This is a genomic window from Algibacter luteus (assembly GCF_030344935.1).
In the GTDB taxonomy this organism is placed as follows: Bacteria; Bacteroidota; Bacteroidia; order Flavobacteriales; family Flavobacteriaceae; genus Arenitalea; species Arenitalea lutea.
Map to the genome: position 1 here is coordinate 3,666,225 of NZ_CP128313.1, position 18,988 is coordinate 3,685,212.

At 35.0% G+C, this 18,988-nt stretch carries 17 protein-coding genes; 11 read left to right on the forward strand and 6 right to left on the reverse strand.

All coding sequences use genetic code 11. The annotated features are described in order from the left end of the window. Positions 1-211: 211 nt before the first annotated feature. On the forward strand, positions 212-1,096 hold the full coding sequence (locus tag O5O44_RS15915) for a hypothetical protein (RefSeq protein WP_289195181.1): 885 nt from the start codon (positions 212-214) through the stop codon (positions 1,094-1,096). Between the two features lie 110 nt (positions 1,097-1,206). On the opposite strand, the gene O5O44_RS15920 is transcribed toward O5O44_RS15915, so the two are convergent. Both O5O44_RS15920 and O5O44_RS15925 read right to left on the reverse strand, forming a co-directional pair. Continuing rightward, positions 1,207-3,714: a DUF5686 and carboxypeptidase-like regulatory domain-containing protein gene (locus tag O5O44_RS15920; RefSeq protein ID WP_289195182.1), complete on the reverse strand. Its 2,508-nt coding sequence runs from the start codon at positions 3,712-3,714 to the stop codon at positions 1,207-1,209. Between the two features lie 63 nt (positions 3,715-3,777). After that, entirely contained in the window at positions 3,778-4,755 is a 978-nt protein-coding gene (locus O5O44_RS15925; protein ID WP_289195183.1) for a pyruvate dehydrogenase complex E1 component subunit beta, read from the reverse strand. A 156-nt stretch (positions 4,756-4,911) separates the two neighbouring features. On the opposite strand from O5O44_RS15925, the gene O5O44_RS15930 reads away from it, so the two are divergent. The 5 genes from O5O44_RS15930 (at position 4,912) to O5O44_RS15950 (ending at position 10,003) form a co-directional block, all read left to right on the forward strand. Further along, positions 4,912-5,658: an electron transfer flavoprotein subunit beta/FixA family protein gene (locus O5O44_RS15930; RefSeq protein ID WP_289195184.1), complete on the forward strand. Its 747-nt coding sequence runs from the start codon at positions 4,912-4,914 to the stop codon at positions 5,656-5,658. Positions 5,659-5,761: 103 nt separating this feature from the next. After that, entirely contained in the window at positions 5,762-6,721 is a 960-nt protein-coding gene (locus tag O5O44_RS15935; RefSeq protein ID WP_289195185.1) for an electron transfer flavoprotein subunit alpha/FixB family protein, read from the forward strand. 119 nt (positions 6,722-6,840) lie between these two features. After that, a complete protein-coding gene (locus O5O44_RS15940) occupies positions 6,841-7,464 on the forward strand; it encodes a bifunctional nuclease family protein (RefSeq protein ID WP_019387699.1) in 624 nt (207 codons plus the stop codon). 15 nt (positions 7,465-7,479) lie between these two features. Continuing rightward, complete coding sequence (locus O5O44_RS15945) at positions 7,480-9,003, forward strand: NupC/NupG family nucleoside CNT transporter (protein WP_289195186.1); 1,524 nt, start codon at positions 7,480-7,482, stop codon at positions 9,001-9,003. A 175-nt stretch (positions 9,004-9,178) separates the two neighbouring features. Then, positions 9,179-10,003: a thymidylate synthase gene (locus tag O5O44_RS15950; RefSeq protein WP_289195187.1), complete on the forward strand. Its 825-nt coding sequence runs from the start codon at positions 9,179-9,181 to the stop codon at positions 10,001-10,003. Between the two features lie 281 nt (positions 10,004-10,284). Here the strand turns inward: O5O44_RS15950 and O5O44_RS15955 are convergent, their stop codons facing one another. Next, positions 10,285-10,581 (reverse strand): isoamylase early set domain-containing protein, encoded by a 297-nt coding sequence (locus O5O44_RS15955; protein WP_019387696.1) that lies wholly within the window; start codon positions 10,579-10,581, stop codon positions 10,285-10,287. Between the two features lie 316 nt (positions 10,582-10,897). Between O5O44_RS15955 and O5O44_RS15960 the strand changes: the two genes are divergently transcribed. From O5O44_RS15960 to lspA, 5 genes are all read left to right on the forward strand, one after another. Continuing rightward, positions 10,898-11,830 carry a dihydrofolate reductase gene (locus tag O5O44_RS15960; protein ID WP_289195188.1) on the forward strand — a complete coding sequence of 311 codons (933 nt, stop codon included), beginning with the start codon at positions 10,898-10,900 and terminating at the stop codon, positions 11,828-11,830. A 116-nt stretch (positions 11,831-11,946) separates the two neighbouring features. Then, a complete protein-coding gene (locus tag O5O44_RS15965) occupies positions 11,947-13,002 on the forward strand; it encodes a bestrophin family protein (RefSeq protein WP_289195189.1) in 1,056 nt (351 codons plus the stop codon). A 139-nt stretch (positions 13,003-13,141) separates the two neighbouring features. After that, entirely contained in the window at positions 13,142-14,698 is a 1,557-nt protein-coding gene (locus tag O5O44_RS15970; protein WP_289195190.1) for an NAD(P)/FAD-dependent oxidoreductase, read from the forward strand. Positions 14,699-14,885: 187 nt separating this feature from the next. Beyond that, the gene (gene fabD, locus O5O44_RS15975) at positions 14,886-15,779 is read left to right on the forward strand and encodes an ACP S-malonyltransferase (RefSeq protein ID WP_289195191.1); all 894 of its coding nucleotides are present in this window, start codon (positions 14,886-14,888) and stop codon (positions 15,777-15,779) included. Beyond that, positions 15,780-16,292, forward strand: a complete 513-nt coding sequence (gene lspA, locus O5O44_RS15980) for a signal peptidase II (protein ID WP_289195192.1) — start codon at positions 15,780-15,782, stop codon at positions 16,290-16,292. A gap of 57 nt (positions 16,293-16,349) precedes the next feature. Here the strand turns inward: lspA and O5O44_RS15985 are convergent, their stop codons facing one another. Genes O5O44_RS15985 through O5O44_RS15995 form a run of 3 tightly spaced genes read right to left on the reverse strand, consistent with a single transcriptional unit; the run spans position 16,350 to position 18,987 of the window. Then, the gene (locus O5O44_RS15985) at positions 16,350-16,826 is read right to left on the reverse strand and encodes a lipid-binding protein (protein WP_289195193.1); all 477 of its coding nucleotides are present in this window, start codon (positions 16,824-16,826) and stop codon (positions 16,350-16,352) included. Between the two features lie 20 nt (positions 16,827-16,846). Next, positions 16,847-17,497: an immunoglobulin-like domain-containing protein gene (locus O5O44_RS15990; protein ID WP_289195194.1), complete on the reverse strand. Its 651-nt coding sequence runs from the start codon at positions 17,495-17,497 to the stop codon at positions 16,847-16,849. Between the two features lie 32 nt (positions 17,498-17,529). Then, the gene (locus O5O44_RS15995; protein ID WP_289195195.1) at positions 17,530-18,987 is read right to left on the reverse strand and encodes a SusD/RagB family nutrient-binding outer membrane lipoprotein; all 1,458 of its coding nucleotides are present in this window, start codon (positions 18,985-18,987) and stop codon (positions 17,530-17,532) included. Position 18,988 lies beyond the last annotated feature (1 nt).

Here is an 18,988-nt window from a genome sequence, read left to right on the forward strand (position 1 = left end):
TATTTAAACTTTTATTGAATATCGAAAGACTACCTAATGGGTGGTCTTTTTTTATTCTAAATTTTTCAGAATAAAAATTAAAACCAAACAGAAGCAAATTATAAAATAGCCTAAAGTTTAATTAAAAAGCACTTTATCCTCTAATTTAGAAGACATTTATGTTCCTAATTAGCCTATCCTTTTGTTTTTTTCATAAATTTCAATCTTGAACATGACTCATATACTAAAAAATAAAAACTTAGAAATTCATATTGATAACCCTTTTGAGGGCTACAAATTTTCAAGATTCGATTGGACTGGAAAAATTGTGAATGTAATATTTCAAAACATTCAATTATCGGCCATTGAAACAACCACTTATGAAAACGAAGCTTTTTTGGGAAAAGGGTTCTATAACGAATTTGGTATTGACACTGCATTAGGATTTGGAGAAACGGAAATCGGCGATTGGTTTCATAAAATTGGCGTGGGTCTATTAAAAAAAGATGATTCACAATATTTGTACCATAAGAAATACGAGATTAAACCAGCTAAATTTAGTATAAATAAGGAATTAAATAAAATTATTATCAGCTGTAAATCTGAGACTGTAAATGGATATTCGTATGTATTAAGAAAAGTAATTGAACTTCATGAAAACAGTTTTACTATTAATTATTATTTACAAAACACAGGCGACAAGGATATTCGAACAGACGAGTATAATCACAACTTTACTTCAATCAACAGTGATATAATTGGACCTCATTATTTATTAAAATTTCCTTTTGAAATACAACCCAAGCACTTTGGTGAAACCGTAAACCCCGAACTTAAAGTTGATATTGGCCCACGTAATATAAAATTCAATAATAATATTAAAGAACAATTCTTTTTTAGTAACCTCTCTGGTGGGAAAATTGTTAAAGCCACTTGGGATTTAATAAATTTAGAAAGCAAAATTGGGATTAATGAGACCGCAAGTTTCCAAACTAACAAAGTGAATCTTTGGGGGTGGCGACATGTGATTTGTCCCGAGTTATTCCATAAAATATTTGTTAAGCCCGGGGAATCAATGACATGGTCTAGGAATTACAATGTCTATAGAACCATGTAATTAGATTTGAATATTTAGAATTTAATAACGGCATTTTATATTAAAGCCAATTTATGTTTTTTTCAATCAAAAAAAAGTATGAGCTAAACAATCAAAAATTCAAGAGCTTCTTAAAAATAAAACCCAAAACTCCCTGTAACCCCAAATTTTCTGGCTTCTGGGTATAAGTCTTGATCCTTATAATTGCCTCTAAAATTAAAGTCTATTCTAAACACTTTAAAAATATTACCAACTCCTAAACTGTATTCGTAATAAGGTTCTTTATTAGGAGCTTTTAGTTGCAAATTATTCGGGTTGCTTGGTACATTACTTAACTGAACGTTCTCGTCTATAATTCTGCCCATAACACCTCTAACACTTACAATTTCACGAAGATTTAATTTTCGTAAAAACGGTATTCTAGAAAATAATCGTCCATTAAAATTATGTTCAAAATGAAATGACGCATACGTATCAGAAACAAACTCGTAAAAATCAAGTTGAGAAAAAGTATTGTAAATTGAAAAGTATGTTTGATTTCCGGGAATAACACTTAACAACCCTAAAGGTACTTCTCCAAAAGTTTTACCAGCTTCAAAAGTGGTATACAATCTTCCGAAACCTCCCATTTGCCAAGGTTGCGTGTATGAAAACTGCACTTTTGTATAATCAAAATCACTATTAAAAATGGTTTTATCGCCACGACTTACCTGCGCAAATAATCTTGCAAAATCATCGTTCGCAATTTTTCGTTCAACACCAAAACCAGTCATTTTTCTGCCCGGGAAATACGATACAGAAAGACTCGATTCAAACTGTTTAATTTCAGAAGCTATACCTGTTGGTGTATTATAATCTAAACTAAATGTTGGTGAAGCCGATTCTAGAGTTCTATAATTTCCACCTAATCTAAAAATAACATTTCGCCATGGCTCAGCCTCAACAGCTAAACTTGTTAAATTGATATTGGTTAACTTATCGTTTGCGCCCGTGCCAATAACCGATGAAGAGGCTAAACTTCTACCTAAAACATCGGTACTTGTTGTTAAACTCGCTCCAATTTGTTCTACATCTCTTCGGTTTCCTCCAGAAATGGTTAATCGACTTTTTTTATCGAGTAGCCATTTTCCTGAAATGCCGTATTTAAATTTGTCATCATCAAAACCATAGGCTAAAAACCCTTCAATTCGCCATAAATCATTAGGTCCAAAATAGGTCCTTCCACCTGTTCGCAAACGCAATCCTTCAACCTCATTAAAACCAAAGGTTGAAAACACGGGTCCATAATCTAAAGGCAAGGTATTAAATTCAATATAACCAGATGCTAGTATGCTTCCTAAATTATAAAGACGCTTAAATTTTTTAACCGTTTTTAAAGTGTCTAGCATTTTATAGACTCCTTTTTCATCTTTATTTAATTGCTCTAATCGATTTGAATCCCAAAATTCATCATCACGATTATATACATCTCTATCATAATTATAAACTTCTGTTTCATAGAATTTTTTATCCTTTTCTATATCAAATTTATAGTTGTTGTATAAGGTGGTACGCTTACCATAAACACCACGTGATTTTTCCTTTTTGTTGAAAGCGAAATCAGATAACATATAATCACGTGTCACTAGAAAAACAGAGTCGTTCAATACTTCAAACTCTTGCTCGATATATATTTCTTTAACCCAGTTTATATTAGCACTTTTTGAAGCTTGAAGGTTAATTTCTTTGATGGCATAGGTGGTATCTGCAACCCAAAAATCGCCTTTAAAGGTTAATTCGTTGCGTCTTCTAGGATAATAGATTACATTATAACACCATTTGTTATCAATATAAGCACTGTCTGACAACACATAATTATAAGTGCTAATTCCTGTTTTAGATAGTGGACTTACAAAGCTTTTATCAAAAAATTTCAGGTAATTATCGTATACATTAAAGTCTGAATACAAATCATCAACAAAATCAATAATCATTTGATTATCGCTAAATCCTGAGTTTTTATTCCCAAGTAAATCCTCTTTTTTCTTATTGATAACATTATCGCCATATACTTTTGATACGGCTTCATTAATGAATATCGGTAAATAAGTTTTTCCAGTAACTTTTGAGGTATCCACTTCGTTGAAAACAAACTCCATACCTTTAAATAGTTTACTCTTTATAAGCGAACTATCAATTGTGTTTAAATCGAATTCTACTTTTTCGTATTTATCGTACTCGTATTGATTAAACTGTTTTAAACCATTGCTTCGCTTATTCTCCCAAATTTTACGAAGTAAATCAATGGCAGGATTATTCTTTTTTGGTTGCTTTCCAGATAGAATAACTACAGCATCTAAAGCTGCCGCTTCTTCTTTTAAGACAAATTTTAAATTGTAATTTACCTTTTTATCAAGCGGAATATTTAAAGTTTCATAACCAATAAAGGAAACGGTTAAGGTATCCCAAGTTTCGTCAGATTCTAGATAGAATTTACCATTTTCGTCTGTTATCGTGCCCTGAGTAGATCCAGAAAATATAACGTTAGCAAAAGATACTGGAGCATCAAACTCATCAAACACATAACCACTTACCTTGGTTTGTGAAAATGCAGAAAAAATTCCTAGAAAGAAAAGGGCAATAAGTAGTCTTATATTCATAATACAAAAAAACTTCATCAACAATCGTGCTAATGAAGTTTATATAACGTAAATAAAATGTTTTTATTTATAAAGTACTTTTTTTACAGCTTTAATTACATCTTCATGATTTGGTAACCACTCCTCAAGTAAAACAGGAGAATATGGTGCTGGGGTATCGGCAGTATTAATTCTAACTACAGGCGCATCTAAATAATCAAAAGCTTCAGATTGAATTAAATATGTAATTTCAGTAGCTACATTTCCAAAAGGCCATGCTTCTTCTAAAACCACTAACCTATTTGTTTTTTTCATAGATTCTACAATCGCTTTTCTGTCCATAGGACGAACGGTACGCAAATCTATAATTTCACAAGAAATACCTTCTTTTTCTAACTCGTCGGCAGCTTTGTATGCTTCTTTAATAATTTTACCAAAAGAAACGATAGTTACGTCTGTTCCTTCACGTTTAATATCGGCAACACCAAGAGGAATAATGTACTCTCCTTCTGGCACTTCACCTTTATCGCCATACATTTGCTCACTTTCCATAAAAATAACTGGATCGTCATCACGAATAGCTGCTTTTAATAAGCCTTTAGCATCGTAAGGGTTTGATGGCACAACAACTTTTAAACCTGGTGTATTTGCAAACCAACTCTCAAAAGCTTGCGAGTGTGTTGCTCCTAACTGACCCGCAGAAGCTGTAGGTCCACGAAAAACAATAGGACATTTAAACTGCCCACCAGACATTTGTCTAATTTTGGCAGCATTACTTATAATTTGATCAATTCCAACTAGAGAGAAGTTAAAGGTCATGTATTCAACAATGGGTCTGTTACCTGTCATTGTCGAGCCAATGGCTATACCTGCAAATCCAAGCTCAGCAATTGGTGTATCAATAACACGTTTAGCTCCAAACTCATCTAACATGCCTTTTGATGCCTTGTAAGCACCATTGTATTCTGCCACTTCTTCGCCCATTAAATATACACTTTCATCTCTGCGCATTTCTTCACTCATGGCTTCGCAAATGGCTTCTCTAAATTGAATTGTCTTCATTAAAAATTGTTTTTAGAACTGCAAAAATAACAATTAATGAGATACAGTCATGAAAGATTTTTTTAAAATTTATTATGCGTGCATAGTAAATATTCAGAATAAAATAATTAACTTCGTGAACTCAAAAAAATTAAGACATTTAAATACATAAAAATTATGAAAATATTAGTGTGTATAAGTCACGTGCCAGACACTACTTCAAAGATTAATTTTAGTGATAACAATACTAAATTTGACCCAACTGGTGTGCAATTTGTGATTAACCCAAACGATGAATTTGGATTAACACGTGCCATGTGGTTTAAAGAAAAACAAGGTGCTCAAGTAACGGTAGCCAATGTTGGAGGTGCAGATACCGAACCAACTTTACGCAAAGCATTAGCTATTGGCGCAGATGAAGCTATACGAGTAAATATGCCTGCTACTGATGGTTTTTCGGTCGCTAAACAACTAGCAAACGTTGTTAAAGATGGTGGTTACGATTTAGTTATTGCAGGACGAGAATCCATTGATTACAATGGCGGCATGGTTCCTGGAATGATTGCGGGATTAATAGGTGCTAATTTTGTAAACAACTGTATTGGTTTAGAGGTTGATGGCACATCGGCCAAAGCGGTCAGAGAAATTGATGGCGGTAAGGAATCGGTTTCAACATCCCTTCCTTTAGTTATTGGCGGACAAAAAGGCTTAGTTGAAGAAAGTGATTTACGTATCCCGAATATGCGAGGAATTATGATGGCAAGAAAAAAACCGCTTACTGTTATAGAACCTGTTGCAGTTAGCTCTGAAACAAGTTCAGTAGCTTTTGAAAAACCAGCTCCTAAAGGCGCGGTTACTTTGGTATCTCCAGATAATTTAGACGAATTAGTAAATCTGCTTCATAACGAAGCTAAGGTGATTTAGCAAGCTAAATCGTTCCGGAAATTACATCGGGATAAATTATTTGAAATGAGCAGTTATTAATGATATCCTGAATCAAGTTTAGGATGACAAAACAAAATAAAATATGTCAGTTTTAGTATATACAGAATCAGAACAAGGCAACTTTAAAAAAGGAGCCCTCGAAGTCGCATCTTATGCAAAAGCAGTTGCTAATCAATTAGGTACAACGGTTACGGCTGTAGCTATTAATGCAAACGACACCTCAGCATTAGGTAATTATGGTGTAGATAAAGTTTTAAACATCTCAAACGCGCAACTTGATAATTTTAATGCCAATGCTTATGCGGCCGCAATAAAACAAGCTGCAGAACAAGAAAGTGCACAAGTTGTTATTGTAAGTTCTAGTGCAAATAGTAAATATTTAGCACCGTTATTAGCCGTAGGATTAAATGCAGGCTACGTTTCAAATGTTGTTGAAGCTCCTTCAAGCACAAGTCCTTTTACTGTAAAACGTACCGCATTTACTAATAAAGCCTTTGAAACGACACAAATCAATACCGATGTTAAAATTGTTGGAGTTTCTAACAATGCGTTCGGATTGGTTGAAAATACTGGTAGTGCTTCCGCGGAAGCGTTTTCACCAACTATTCCAGAATTAGGAGTTACCGTTGAATCTGTTGATAAAGCTACAGACAAAGTAACCATTGCAGATGCAGAAATAGTAGTTTCTGGAGGAAGAGGATTAAAAGGACCTGAAAACTGGGGTATGATTGAAGAACTTGCAGAAGTTTTAGGCGCTGCAACAGCATGTTCAAAACCGGTTTCAGATTTAGGCTGGAGACCTCATAGTGAACACGTTGGGCAAACAGGTAAACCTGTAGCTTCAAACTTATATATAGCTATTGGTATTTCTGGTGCTATTCAGCATTTAGCAGGAATTAATGCCTCAAAAGTAAAAGTAGTAATCAATACAGATCCTGAAGCACCTTTCTTCAAAGCTGCAGATTATGGGGTTGTTGGTGATGCTTTTCAAGTGGTTCCAGAACTTATCGAAAAATTAAAAGCATTTAAAGCACAACAATAATTTATTTTTTATAAATTGTGTAGTACTATAGAACTGCTTAAATTAGCATTTTAACTTAATTATGCCATGTGCAGTTGGTAAAGTTCTAATTTAAGCAGTTCTTTGCGTTTTTATAAATTATGAGTTTAGTAAGATTAAATATAAAAGGCATATCGTATAGCCAAACACAAAATGGCGCATATGCTTTAATTTTAAATGAAGTTGATGGCGAACGTAAACTTCCAATAGTTATTGGCGCTTTTGAAGCACAATCAATTGCGATTGCTTTAGAGAAAGAAATTAGCCCACCAAGACCATTAACACACGATTTATTCAAAAATTTTGCAGATAGATTTGATATTGTTGTAAAACAAGTGATAATTCATAAGTTAGTTGATGGTGTTTTTTATTCTAGTTTAATTTGCGAACGCGATAAAATTGAAGAAATTATTGATGCCCGAACTAGTGATGCAATTGCATTAGCACTACGTTTTCAAGCTCCTATATTTACATATAAAAATATTCTTGATAAGGCTGGTATTTACTTAAAAGTGAATCCGAAAAAAGAGGATGAAGAAGATGAAGCTCAAGACAGTATTTTAATGGACGAGTTGGTTGCTAATGAATTAGAACCTTCTGAACCAAAAGAGAATTTCAAAGGAAAAACCCTGGAAGAATTGCAAACTTTACTAGAAGAGGCTGTGAACAATGAAGATTATGAAAGAGCAGCACATATTCGCGATGAAATCTCAAAAAGAGAATAATCTGAACTACCCTTTATGAAAAAACTCTTACTGCTCATTTCCGCACTATTCTTTTGTTTTACAACGCTAACAGCACAAGATTTAGAGAACACGGTTGCAGTAGATACGATAACAAATACTTTGGAAGTTAATTCCGATGAATCTGAATCCAATCTCAATAATTTAGAAGCAACTCCAGAAGCAAAAACCACGGTACTTAATCCTGAAGATAGCGAAAACACAATTATCCCTAGCCAAGGATTTTCTATTAATAGTTTATGGCGAGGTGTTTTGGGTATGATAACTTTAATTTTTGTCGCCTTTCTTTTTAGCAGTAACAGAAAAGCCATTAATTGGAAAATTGTAGCTATTGGTTTAGCGTTTCAGTTACTTATTGCTATAGGCGTTTTAAAGATTGAATTCATAAAAAACATATTCGAATTTATTGGTGGTTTATTCGTCCAAGTATTAGAATTTACGAGAGCCGGAAGTAAGTTTTTATTTGAGGGCTTAGTGGTAGATATGGATACTTTCGGGTTTATTTTTGCTTTCCAGGTACTACCAACCATAATATTCTTTTCTGCCTTAACCTCGGTACTTTTCTATTTAGGTATTATTCAAAAAGTTGTAAAAGCCATGGCATGGTTACTTTCAAAAGCATTAAAAATATCTGGTGCTGAAAGTTTAAGTGTTGCCGGAAACATCTTTTTAGGACAAACCGAAGCACCTCTTTTAATTAAGGCTTATTTGGAAAAAATGAATAAGTCAGAAATGCTTTTAGTCATGATTGGTGGTATGGCAACAGTGGCAGGTGCTGTACTTGCTGCTTACATTGGGTTTTTGGGTGGTGATGATCCTGCACTACGATTGTTTTATGCGAAACATTTATTAGCGGCCTCTGTAATGGCTGCTCCAGGTGCTATTGTTATTTCAAAAATACTTTATCCACAAACCGAAGATGTGAATACCGATGTTTCTGTATCGCAAGAAAAAATAGGCTCAAATTTCTTAGATGCTATTGCAAACGGAACTACCGAAGGCTTAAAATTAGCGGTAAATGTTGGCGCCATGCTTTTAGTATTTGTAGCATTTATAGCCATGTTTAATGGTATTTTAGGTTGGATAGGTGATGTCACAACTGCAAACAGTTGGATTGCTAATAATACGTCTTACAACAACCTTTCGCTAGAACTTATTTTAGGTTACGCCTTCGCGCCATTAATGTGGCTTATTGGTGTCGCTAAAGAAGATATGGCTTTAATGGGACAACTTTTAGGAATCAAATTGGCCGCCAGCGAGTTTATCGGCTATATACAATTAAGAGAATTAAAAGAAGCCTCAAATGCTATTCATCTCAGTTATGAAAAATCCATAATCATGGCAACCTATATGCTGTGTGGTTTTGCAAACTTCGCGTCTATAGGCATACAAATTGGCGGTATTGGGTCGTTGGCTCCTGGGCAACGTAAAACGCTTTCAAAATTTGGCATGAAGGCCTTAATTGGTGGTACTATTGCATCGTTAATTTCGGCTACCATTGCTGGAATGATAATTGGATAAAAACTGCCCTTTTGTTTCTTCAAAGGAGCAACCAAAACACAAAACAAAATCGTTAATAACTTTATTATAATATCTGAAATCTTAGGTGCTATCATTTAAAGCTATTTTTTATTTTTACTCTGCTTTAAAAATCATGGTTTAATTAAAAAAAATCCCCATTTTCATGGGGAATGTTATGAAACAATATCACGACCTAGTAAAACACGTTTTAGAAAACGGCAATGAAAAAGGAGATCGCACAGGAACAGGAACAAAAAGCGTTTTTGGTTACCAAATGCGATTTGATTTAAGTGAAGGCTTTCCTATGGTTACCACAAAAAAATTACACTTAAAATCTATTGTTTATGAGCTACTTTGGTTTTTAAAAGGGGATACCAATACAAAATACCTTACTGAAAATGGCGTGCGTATTTGGAATGAATGGGCTGATGAAAATGGTGATTTAGGACCTGTCTATGGTCACCAATGGCGCAACTGGAATGATGACGAAATAGATCAAATAAAAGAGGTTGTAGATGCCTTAAAAAACAACCCAGATAGTCGTCGTATGATGGTTTCTGCATGGAACCCTTCTGTGTTACCAGATACTTCAAAAAGCTTTAGCGAAAATGTAGCGAATGGTAAAGCGGCACTTCCGCCATGTCATGCATTTTTTCAGTTTTATGTGGCCGATGGTAAATTATCATGCCAATTGTACCAGCGTAGTGCTGATATATTTTTAGGTGTACCTTTTAATATTGCTTCTTATGCATTATTTACTATGATGATGGCGCAAGTTTGTGGTTATGAAGCTGGAGAATTTATACATACTTTTGGCGATGCTCACATTTATAGCAACCACTACGAACAATTGGAGTTACAATTATCTAGAGATATTCGTCCGTTACCAAAAATGATTCTTAATCCTGAAATTAAAGATATTTTTGATTTTGATTTTGAAGATTTTACTTTGGTTGATTATAATCCGCACCCGCACATTAAAGGCGTTGTTGCTGTATAAATTTCCTAAACTTTAGATTAAAGATTTAATGCAGCTGATGGTGCGTTAGGGATAGCAGCGGCATCCTTTTACTTTTAAAAGTAAATGATTAAAAACCGTAGATTAGACTATACCAAAATAAGAATTTTCTAGCCTAAGCGGATTTAATTAAAAGTAAAAGATATATGGTATAGACCGACCCTTGTGGTAACCTGCCTGCCGGCAGGCAGGCGCCTAAAAAAATTATAAAACCAAAAAAGCACCCCTAAAGAGGTGCTTTTATATTTTTTAAATTGTGGAAATTATAGTTTTATAACACCGTTTTCTGCACCAGCAAAGTCATTCCATGCATAAGCATCGGCAGCATCGTCATTTACGTAAACACCATCAACTAGGTATTTAAACTCGTAAGTGTTTCCAGCTTCTAAATCTAAAGTACCTTTAAATGTACCATTTTTTAGTTTTTTAAGAGGTGCTTTTTTAGCATTCCAATCGTTGAAAGACCCAACCACTGATACTTTTTTTGCATCCTCGGCAGGAACAGTAAATGTTACTTTACAAACTGGTTTACTTTTTAAAAATTGTTTTTTAATAGCCATAATAGTATATTTTTGAAATTTGTTCTTTTACGTTTAATTACACTGCAAATTTATAAACTATTTATTATAGATTGCCATTTAAAGCTTTTAGTTCTAAAGAATTATCAATTTGACAATTTGAGTTATTCAAATAACTAAAGTCTACAAAAATTTAGGATTAAATTTAAATTATTATCAATCAAAATTTTACGTTTTACGCTGATTATCAACGGTTTTTATTACTAAAACGTTTTAGTAAACTTGATTTTTTTAAGTATGATTTATCTTATTAATTATCATTAAAAAACTTTAACTTTACAGTTGTTATTTTACGATTATGTTTGGAAAAAAGAAACCCATACCACAAATAGATAAAGACCAATTGGAGCTTATTGAAAATGCTCAAAAACGCATCAAACAAAAAAAGCGTTTATATGTGCATTTTGTTATCTTTTTAATTGGTGCTATTTTTTTAATTGCTGCCAATACGGTATTAGGAATTGGTAAAGATTTTCAAATCTTCAACATTGATTGGTTTGTGTTTGCCATTTTACTATGGTTATTCTTTTTTGTTTACCACCTGTTTAACGTGTTTGTTACTCAGAAATTTATGGGTAAAGCATGGGAAAAAGCCCAATTAGAAAAACTGGTTGCCAAACAGCAAGACCGCATAGAATCTCTTAAAGCTGAATTTGTAAAAGAGGAAAAACTAATAGCGCAAAGTGAAGTGTTTAATGAATCTGCCACTCAATCCGAAACTTCAATCACAAAAACTAAAAAATCTGAACTTACTATAATTGTAGCTGCTGCCGAAAATGATGCCATAGGACTAGGAAATAAATTAATTTGGCATTTAAGCGACGACTTAAAACGCTTTAAAGCTCTTACAAACGGGCACCATATTATTATGGGGCGCAAAACCTTTGAAAGTTTCCCGAAGCCTTTACCAAATAGAACGCATGTGGTAATTACAAGGCAGAAAGATTACCAAGCACCAAGTGGTGTTATTTTAGTGCATAGTCTAGAAGATGCTATTGATGCATCAAAAAGCGACGCGCAACCATTTATTATTGGCGGAGGCCAAATTTACAAACAGGCCATGGCAATTGCCGATAAAATTGAATTGACACGGGTTCATCATAATTTTGATGCCGACACCTATTTCCCTAAAATAGATACTTCTGTTTGGAAAGAAACTGCCAATGTTTTCAATAAAAAAGACGCAGACCACGATTATGAGTTTTCGTTTTTAACTTATGAGAGGAAATAGCCTTCTTTTTTCTTTGTCATAAAAAATATCTAAATTCGTTTGACTCTTGTTTAAATCGATGAAACGATTTTTATAAGTAGCATATCAGGTATTTTATAAATTCCAATACTTAAATTATGTATATAGGCAAAGTATATCGAATAATTGACATGGTGAAATGGACTCGTTTTGAAACGCTCTCCTTCGTCATAATTATTGGAGCATGGGTTTCTATCTATTATTTCCTTGAACTAGATTGGTTTAGAATTCCCTGGACTCCAATGGCCTTAATTGGTACAGCGGTTGCATTTGTTATAGGATTTCAAAATAATGCTGTGTATGGTCGAATTTGGGAAGCACGAAAAATATGGGGAGGCATAGTCAATACGTCTCGTACTTTTGGTATTTATGTTCAAGATATGGTTACTGACGAACATGCTAAAGAGAGTGTTTCTAACGATTCCATTAAGAAAGAAGTTAAGATCTTAACTTATCGACATATCGCGTGGATGACTGCATTAAGATATGCCATGCGAAATAAAAAACAATGGGAAACAACAAGTAAACATAGAACGAATACGGAATGGGGTATCAAGCCACCTGAAATTAAGTCAACATTAGTAGAGGAACTTAAATTATATCTGTCTGATGACGATCTAAAAGAAGTGATGAACAGAGACAATCACCAAACGGCAATACTCTATTTACAATCACATCATATCAGAAAATTAAAAGACAAAGGGATAATCTGGGAGTTTTCATTTCTTGAACTTGAAGCACTCATCAAAGAATTATTCACCCTTCAAGGACAAACGGAGCGCATCAAGAATTTTCCATATCCAAGGCAATATGCTTCTCTAAATCATTATTTCATGTGGCTACTCTTGTTGCTTCTGCCCATGGCATTAGTTCCACAATTTATGGACATTGGAAAAGAAATTGCAGTTAATTATCCCTTATGGGGAGATATTTTCATATGGTTTACTATTCCCATTTATACTGCGGTAGCTTGGATGTTTCATACCATGGAGCGTATTGGTAGAACAGGAGAAAATCCATTTGAAGGCACTTCTAATGATGTTCCAATTTCGACCATTTCAAGAGGAATAGAAATAGATTTAAGACAAAATTTAGGAGAAGATAAAAGTAAAATTCCTGTTCAATTCCCAGCTGAACACGGTGTTCAATTCTAGTGTAATTTAAAATAGCACTTCAATTAATTGAAATTAGTTAATGCATCTTCTTTAAGTTTAACTTGATAGCTTATTGGTGAAATACAAAGTCTAAAATCTTTTTCAAAACTCCTGTTACAATTTTCAGTAATTTTGCCAAATGGTGAAAGAAATACAACTTCGTATTACAATTGAAGAAGAAAAACAGCCCGATATTCTTGCTAAAAAATCGGCGATAAAACTAGGTACAAACCAGGATGATATTTCGGGTGTTAAAATCCTTAGAAAATCTATTGATGCCAGAAAACCCAAAATTTTTTTCAACTACAAAGTAGCTGTTTACATTAACGAAGCTATACCAGAAACATCAGAATACAACTTTAATTACCAAGACGTATCAAAAGCAAAGCCCATTCATATTATTGGTTTTGGTCCTGCAGGTATGTATGCTGCATTACGTTGTATAGAACTCGGTTATAAACCCATCGTTTTAGAACGCGGTAAAAACGTACAAGATCGCAGACGTGATTTAAGAGCCATAAACCAAGACCATTTTGTAAATGAAGATTCCAACTATTGTTTTGGCGAAGGTGGCGCCGGAACTTATAGTGACGGCAAATTGTATACTAGAAGTTTAAAACGTGGCGACGTTCGTCGAATTTTCGAAAATCTTGTCTATCATGGCGCAACAGATCAAATTTTGGTTGATGCGCATCCACATATCGGTACCAACAAACTGCCTAAAGTCGTTCAAAACATCCGCGAAACCATTTTAGAACATGGCGGAGAAATACATTTTGAAACTCGGGTTACAGATTTCAACATAAAAGATCACCAAATAAAAGCCATTCAACTTCAAAACGGCAGTGAAATAGCAGTCGATAAAGTAATTCTGGCAACAGGTCATTCTGCAAGAGACATTTTCTACCTGCTAGATAAAAAGCAAATAGCAATACAAGCCAAATCGTTTGCCATGGGAGTTCGTGTTGAGCATCCACAACATATTATAGACTCAATTCAATATCATTGTTCTGGCGAACGTCCCGACTTACTTCCAGCCGCTTCATACGGTTTGGTCGAGCAGGTAAAAGAGCGCGGTGTATATTCATTTTGCATGTGCCCAGGCGGGTTTATTGTGCCGGCAGCCACCGCCAACGGCGAAGTTGTAGTTAATGGTATGTCGCCTTCAAAACGAAATAATTTATACGCCAATTCTGGTATAGTAGTAGAAATAAATGTCGATACCGATTTACCCAAATACGAGCAATTTGGGGCCTTAAAGGGCTTAGAATATCAAAAAAATCTAGAACGATTAGCTTTTACAGCAGGCGGAAGAAGTCAAACCGCACCCGCACAACGCTTAACCGATTTTGTAGAAGGCAGATTGTCAACCAGTTTAAACGACTGTTCCTATCAACCCGGATTAAATTCCGCACCTCTACATTCGTTATTACCCAAGTTTATTGGCGGGCGCTTGCGCAAAGGCTTCGAAGCATTCGGACGAAAAATGAAAGGCTATTACACCACAGAAGCTAACGTTGTTGGTGTAGAATCTAGAACCTCATCACCTGTTTCCATACCACGAAACGAGCAGTTGCACCACCCACAAATCACAAACTTATATCCCTGTGGCGAAGGTGGCGGATACGCGGGCGGTATCGTTTCAGCGGCTATGGATGGCGAACGTTCTGCCGAAGCAGCCACAAGCAATCTTTAATATTTTTAGGCGCCTGCCTGCAGGCAGGCAGGTTACCACAAGGGTTGGGCTTTCCGTTGCAAGCCCTCAGTCGTGCCTCCCTGCGGGCTTTCCTCTGCAATCCCTAATGCGAACACAGAACTTTCAATAAACAGAGTTACACGTCTAAAGATTTATTGTTATTTTAGCCTCACAAAAACTAACCAAAATGAACGCATATATATTTCCAGGTCAAGGTGCTCAATTTTCAGGAATGGGATTAGACCTTTATGAAAACTCACCTCTAGCACAAGAATTATTTGAACAAGCTAATGAAATTTTAGGTTTCAACATTACAGACACCATGTTTGAGGGTTCTGCTGAAGACCTAAAAGAAACTAAAGTAACACAACCAGCAATATTTTTACACTCGGTAATTTTAGCAAAAACTTTAGGCGCAAGCTTTAAACCAGATATGGTTGCAGGACACTCTCTGGGAGAATTTTCAGCATTAGTAGCTAATGGCGCTTTAAACTTTGAAGATGGCTTAAAATTAGTATCACAACGCGCCATGGCGATGCAAAAAGCTTGCGAATTACAACCTAGTACTATGGCAGCTGTTTTAGGGTTAGATGACGATGTAGTTGAAAAAATCTGTGCTATGACTGAAGGTATTGTAGTAGCCGCAAATTACAATTGTCCAGGGCAATTAGTAATTTCCGGAGAAGTTGATGCCATTAACAAAGCCTGCGAAGCATTAAAAGAAGAGGGTGCACGTCGCGCTTTAGTTTTACCTGTTGGCGGTGCATTTCACTCACCTTTAATGGAACCAGCACGTGAAGAATTAGCCGCAGCAATAGAAAACACAACATTTAGCAAACCAAACTGCCCAATTTATCAAAACGTTACGGCAAACGCTGTAATAGACGAAAGCGCTATTAAAGCTAACTTGATATCTCAATTAACTGCACCGGTACGTTGGACACAATCTGTTCAACAAATGATTGCAGATGGCGCCACTTTATTTACTGAAGTCGGTCCTGGTAAAGTTTTACAAGGCTTAGTTAAAAAAATAAATAGAGATGCCGAAACGGTTTCAGCAACTTTAGAAAGCAATAGCTAAATGAAGTTATCTAAACGTTCCATCTACATCATTCTGGTTATCGTCATAACTATAGCTGTCGATCAAATTTCAAAAGTTATTGTTAGAAATAACATCACACTTAGAACCAACATTAATCCTGGTGAACGTATCCCCATACTCGGTGATTACTTCATATTAATGAATGTAGAAAACACAGGTGCTTTTTTAGGTATGGGTAGTGAGTTAAACGAAACGCTAAGAATTATTTTATTACTCATACTTCCAATAGTTGTTTTGGGATTAGTGCTACGTCATATTTTCAAAGACAAGTCACTAGACAACTGGTCGCTTTTTGCATTTGCAAGTATTATTGGTGGCGGAATAGCTAATGTTTTTGATAGAATAGCTTTTGGAAAAGTAACCGATTTTTTATTTATAGATTTAGGTGGTGTTTTTAGAACTGGAATTTTTAATCTAGCCGATTTATCGGTAACCACTGGGATGATTATTTTGCTATTTGCAAGTTTTAAAAAGAAGAAAAGTACAACATAGAAAAAGCCCAAAGCATTAACATCTTCGGGCTTTTAAAATTTAGCTAGTCAATTAAATTTAATGCTCGTCTTCTAAGAATCCAGTTCTTTTATAGCCTTCGAAATGATATACATTCCCGGGATCATCTGAAAACTCACCGTCAAAAGATATCATATCTGCAACAACCCCTGATGTGCTGGTTGTTCCATTTTTCACAATGACTCCATTACTTATTGTTACCGTAATATCTCCGCTAGTTAAATCACTTCCAGCGAAAGTTAAATTATTTAAATTTACTGGTACAACAGCTTTAAATGGCCAAATATGATCATCGGTAATTTGAATTTCGGTGCCGTTATCGGCGTTTGAATTTGATATGGTAATAAACTGATAATCAAGTACCAGACTACCACCAAAAAAAGTTTGCACATAATAATCACCAGACATGGCGTTTACACTTGATGTAGGCACAGGAAAATCTTCATAGCCTTCTTCTGTTTCGCAAGCTGTTATTAACAAACAGCTTAACAACAATATTTTTATATATATTTTCATAATCTAATAATTTTTATGAATTAATTTTTTAGAAATCTACGTGTGAATATACCACAACAACCAATAAAGGTTCTTAAAGTAATATCGCCTGAAGCCAAAATGGTTCCGCTACTTCCAGCTTCATCACTTGGGTCAATTACGATGTCTCCAAAACGACTAGGTTGTCTAGGTCCTATAATTTCAGTTGCCGAAATTTGGAATAAAACCACAGCAATATTATTGGTTGGCAATACATCATCAGCTTGATAAACACCATCTGCAATTTTTGTTAAAGTCATAACATGAGCAGAGTTGGAGTCTCTAGTATAACTTCCGCTGATATCAGTAGAAATTATAAAACTAGGGTCATCAACAACTGCAACATATCGAGAGGCTGTTCCATCAAAACCATCGGTATTTGTTGCGGCATAATCCAATCTGTACACTCCTGGTTGACTCGTATTTACCGTTCCAGTTGTGGTAAAAGGGAGCTCATCAGCTCCCGCTAGGGCTTTCACTCCAGAATCTGTAAACGAAGACCCTGTTTGTATGAGCGAAAAGGGTTCGTCAATTTCAAAACTTGGGAATATCGTAACTTCTGAAGTAATAGGACTAGCTTCAGAGCATGAAGCCATCACCATTACCAAGCAAAGTACTGAAACTATTCCTGCGACTTTATTTATTATTTTCATTATCGTATGTTTTAAGTTAAAAATGCGTTCCATTATTTTTGATCCCACCAAACTTTTTCAGTTAGTGAAGTCTTTTGGGTAATATTTGGATTTTTAGAGGTTTCTGTATCTGGGTAAAAAAGTGTATTTGGTGTTTGATTACCTGTTAGAACAGAACTTACAGATACTACAAAATTTCCAATGGCATAATTTTCGTTACCAAGCGTAACTGTTTCTGGAAATTGAGTTCTGTTAGTTTCAAAAAAACCTTCTATAGTATTAACATAAGCTAATGACACCCATTTTTGTATAATAACTTGTCGTAATGCCGTTTCAACATCGGTTGAAGACATATATTCATAAGTACCTCCAGTTCCAGTTAATGTTTGAGCACCGGCAGGATCTAATCCAAAAGTTAAAAATGAGTTTAAAACACCAGCATCATACTTTGCCTTCGCTCCCGTTCCGTTTGCATATCTAATTAATGCTTCAGCTTGAAGAAAATTACTTTCTGAAACAGTCATTAAATACACTGGTGTAGTTGCCGTAATATTTGGTCTTGAAAAAGCAGATGCTACTTCAGATGAATAATTATCACGATCGCCTTGATCTATACCTCTAAATATTGCACTTGCGTTTGTTCTGTAAATAGCAGCTTCACGCGGGTCTGCATTGGCTTCTAAGAATTGCAGAAGCGAGTTGCTAGCAATATTATTCACATCTCCTAAACGATCAATTTGAACATCGTAGAATGGATTTGCCTTATTTTGAGCATTTTCATATAGTGCAAACTTCGCATCAGATGTAATAAAATTATTTTGAGCTAAAAGCGCTGTTACTGCCGAAGCATTTGCTTGAGATGTATAAGCCATTCTTATGTAAAGCTTCAATTTCAGGGTATTCGCAAACTTGATCCATTCGTCCATATCAGCATTATAAATCGCATCTTGCGCGCCTACAGTTGATGGTACAGGGTTATTATTATATTTAGTTAATGCCGAGTCTATTTCACCGAGTATTCCTGTATAAATATCACCCCCAAAATCAACACTTGGGGTAATGTTTTCTGAACCTAAAAGTGCTTCAGAATAAGGAATATCGCCGTACAAATCGGTTAAAATTTGAAAGGTATATGCTCGTAATAGGCTCGCAATTAAAAAGGAACCCGTATCTCCTTCTTCATCAGACTTTGATAAAACAAAATTTAAATCGTTCAAGCAACCAGCCCAAAGCTCATTCCATAATCGATCTGAAAAATCGATATTCATATTATAAGTATCGATAGAAAGGTATTGTGATGCACTTGGTGGTTGCGTGTGATACTGCGCTAAAAAGCCCCCTAGATTGGTTAATTGTCCGCCTAGACCTGTTACTAAAGACCCTTGAGCAGCTGTTAACACAAAGCTTTTATCTACATTAACTGGTGTGTTAGGGTTATCGTTTATATTCAAATCTTCTGTACAAGAGGTTATCAGAATAGAGAAGAAAAGAAGTCTTAATATATTTTTCATT